This is a genomic window from Streptomyces durocortorensis, from assembly GCF_016901035.1.
GTDB lineage: Bacteria > Actinomycetota > Actinomycetes > Streptomycetales > Streptomycetaceae > Streptomyces > Streptomyces durocortorensis.
Genome location: NZ_JAFEUF010000402.1, coordinates 1 through 3,595, shown reverse-complemented (window position 1 = coordinate 3,595; position 3,595 = coordinate 1). Strand labels below are relative to the sequence as shown.

At 72.7% G+C, this 3,595-nt stretch carries 3 protein-coding genes; 2 read left to right on the top strand and 1 reads right to left on the bottom strand.

All coding sequences use genetic code 11. The features are described 5' to 3' along the window. The first annotated feature begins 199 nt into the window (after positions 1 to 199). A complete protein-coding gene (locus JS521_RS34575; protein ID WP_205086825.1) occupies positions 200 to 907 on the top strand; it encodes a GntR family transcriptional regulator in 708 nt (235 codons plus the stop codon). 168 nt (positions 908 to 1,075) lie between these two features. Here JS521_RS34575 and JS521_RS34570 read toward each other — a convergent pair whose 3' ends face one another. Then, a complete protein-coding gene (locus JS521_RS34570; protein WP_007449776.1) occupies positions 1,076 to 1,357 on the bottom strand; it encodes an HPr family phosphocarrier protein in 282 nt (93 codons plus the stop codon). Positions 1,358 to 1,528: 171 nt separating this feature from the next. On the opposite strand from JS521_RS34570, the gene JS521_RS34565 reads away from it, so the two are divergent. Next, the coding region (locus JS521_RS34565) for a GNAT family N-acetyltransferase (protein WP_239488238.1) at positions 1,529 to 3,595 on the top strand (2,067 nt) is incomplete at its 3' end.

Below are 3,595 nucleotides of genomic sequence, written 5' to 3'. Positions count from 1 at the left end.
TGTATACCACCCCGGCCCCCCCCCTCTGGCCGTCCGGGCCGCCCCACGGCCCCGGCACCCGCCGGGGCCTTCGGCAATTCCTGCGTGAAGATATCCCTGGATTCCGGCCCGCCATCGGAAATTCCGGCGGATTGTCATAGAGTCACGGAACAGACGTCGGGCGGCCGCGTTTTGCGGGGATCAAGGCGGAGGTTCGAATATGCGCATTCCCGCGCATTCGGTATGCACGGCGATCCGTGACGACATCGTCTCCGGTGTCTACGAGCGCGGCAGCCGCCTCACCGAGGAGCTGCTGGCTCGCCGCTACGGGGTCTCCCGCGTCCCGGTCCGCGAGGCGCTGCGCACCCTGGAGTCCGAGGGCTTCGTGGTCACCCGCAGACACGCCGGCGCCTGTGTCGCGGAGCCCACCGTGCAGGAGGCGGCCGACCTCCTGGAGGTGTGGACGCTCCTGGAGCCCCTGGGTGCGGCCCGCGCGGCCCAGCGCCGCACGGAAGCCCATCTCAAGGTGCTCCGCGGCCTGGTCAGACTGGGCCAGGAGCGGGCCCGCCGCGGCGAGGGCGAGGATCTGCGCTCGCTGGGCGGCTGGTTCCACGAGACCCTCGCCCAGGCCTCCGGCAGCCCCGGGCTCATCGCGCTGCTCACCCAGCTCCGGCACAAGATCGCCTGGATGTACGCGGTCGAGCACGAGGCCCGCCCGGCCGACGCCTGGGCCGAGCGCGGCGCGATCGTGGACGCCGTGGCGCGCGGCGACGCGGAACGGGCGAGGGCGCTCACCGCCCAGCACGCGGAACGCTCCACCGCCGCGCACCGGCTCCGCCGCCCGGATCTCCCGGGGCGCCGCGCCGCTCCCGTTCCCCCGGTGAGAAGTTCGCAACACGGCGTAAACACGGCGCGTGTCCGGCATTAACAAAAGCGCCGTATACAAAGAGAAGTAATTTCGGGGTGCCATTTCACGTTGCCCGCATTGTCGAGCTGCGGCTCTCTCCCGAAAATGAAAGAGCCGTGAACCCGCAAAAGGATCACGGGGTCACGGCTCTCGCGCCGATCGATTCCGGACGGACCGGAGCCGGAGGGGTCAGACGGTCTCCGGAAGCTCTTCCAGGCCCTCGGCGACCAGCTTCGCCAGCCGGTCCAGAGCGGCCTCGGCGTCGTCCGCGTCGGACGCGAGCACGATCTCCTCGCCGCCCTGCGCGCCCAGACCGAGCACGGCCAGCATGGAGGCGGCGTTCACCGGGTTGCCGTCGGCCTTGGCGATCGTCACGGGGACGCCGGAGGCCGTGGCGGCACGGACGAAGATGGAAGCGGGGCGGGCGTGCAGGCCCTCGGCCCAACCGACGTTTACGCGGCGCTCAGCCATGGTTCTGCCCTTCACATATCAACGGTTGTCTAGACCAGTCTCTCATGCAGTGCGTGGTGCTGTGCCCGGCCTCCCGTCCGCCCTGTGCTCCGGCTGCCCCGGCCCGGGCCTCCTCAGACTGCCCCGGCACCGATCCCTCCGCGACCGGGCTCCCCGCCGTAGGCTTTGGCCATGGAGCCCACGCCGGAACAGAGTCCGCATCACGCGTACCCCGACCACTGGGAAGCGGACGTGGTGCTCCGCGACGGTGGCACCGCGCGCATCAGGCCGATCACCACGGACGACGCCGAGCGACTGGTCAGCTTCTACGAGCAGGTGTCCGACGAGTCGAAGTACTACCGGTTCTTCGCCCCGTATCCGCGGCTATCCGACCGGGACGTGCACCGCTTCACCCATCACGACTACGTCGACCGGGTGGGACTGGCCGTCACCATCGGGGGCGAGTTCATCGGGACCGTCCGCTTCGACCGCATCAACGACCAGGGCCGCCCCGCCTCCGCGCCCGCCGACGAGGCCGAGGTCGCCTTCCTCGTCCAGGACGCCCACCAGGGCCGCGGAGTCGCCTCGGCGCTGCTCGAACACATCGCCGCGGTCGCCCGCGAGCGCGGCATCCGGCGCTTCGCCGCCGAGGTGCTCCCCGCCAACAACAAAATGATCAAGGTGTTCCGGGACGGCGGCTACAGCCAGCGCCGCAGCTTCGAGGACGGCTCCGTCCACCTCACCCTCGACCTCGAACCCACCGAGAAGTCCCTCGCCGTCCAGCGCGGCCGCGAACAGCGCGCCGAGGCCCGCTCGGTGCAGCGCCTCCTCGCCCCCGGCTCCGTCGCGGTCATCGGCACCGGCCGCACCCCCGGCGGGGTGGGCCGCACGGTCCTGCGCAACCTCCTCGCCGCCGGCTACACCGGCCGCACCTACGCCGTGAACCGCGCCTTCGACGAGGGCCTCGCCACCCTCGACGGGGTTCCCGCCCACCGCTCGCTCGGCGAGATCGACGAGCAGGTCGACCTCGCCGTCATCGCGGTCCCCGCTCACCGAGTCCCCGAGGCCGTCGCCGACTGCGGCGAGCACGGCGTCCAGGGCCTGGTCGTGCTCTCCGCCGGTTACGCCGAGCGGGGCGCCGACGGCCGGGAGCTCCAGCGCGAACTGGTCCGCCAGGCCCGCTCGTACGGCATGCGGATCATCGGCCCCAACGCCTTCGGCATCATCAACACCGCCGAGACCGTCCGGCTGAACGCCTCGCTCGCCCCCGAGTCGCCCGCCCGCGGCCGGATCGGCCTGTTCACCCAGTCCGGCGCGATCGGCATCGCCCTGCTCTCCGGTCTCCACCGGCGCGGCGCGGGCCTGTCCTCGTTCATCTCGGCGGGCAACCGGGCCGATGTCTCCGGCAACGACTTCCTCCAGTACAGCTTCGAGGACCCGGACACCGACGTCGCCCTCCTCTACCTCGAATCGCTCGGCAACCCCCGCAAGTTCACCCGCCTCGCGCGCCGCACCGCCGCCGTGAAGCCCGTCGTCGTGGTGAAGGGCGCCCGGCACAGCGGCACCAACCCGCCCGGCCACGCCGTCCCGGTCAGCCGCATCCCCGACGCCACGGTCTCCGCGCTGATGCGCCAGGCCGGCGTCATCCGTGTCGACACCGTGACCGAGATGGTCGACGCCGGGCTCCTGCTGGCGGGCCAGCCCCTCCCGGCCGGCCCCCGGGTCGCCATCCTCGGCAACTCCGAATCCCTCGGCCTGCTGACGTACGACGCCTGCCTCGCCGAGGGGCTGCGCCCGCGCCCGCCGATCGACCTCACCACCGGCGCCTCCCCGCAGGACTTCCGGGACGCGCTGGCCGAGGCGCTCGCGGACGGGACCTGCGACGCCGTCATCGTCACCGCCATCCCGTGGGTGGGGGAGAACGGCGAGGCCGAGACCGGCGACGGCCAGGTGCTGGCCGAGGCCCTGACCAAGGCGGTGGCCGGCGGCTCGGCCAAGCCGGTGGCCGTCGTCCACGTCGAGATCGGCGGCCTCGCCGAGGCACTGGCCGCCGCGAGCAGCACGGCGGCCCCGCGCCCCCGTACGGTGACGCCCGCCAACCAGGCCCCTGCGGCCGCCACCCCGGCGGCCGACCGGGACACGAACACCGGGCAGGACACGGGGACGACCTCGGGCGGGCCCACCGGCGCGGACGCGAGCACGGCCCCGCAGACACCCACCGGGCAGGACACGGGAACCACCCCCACCCCGGAAACCACC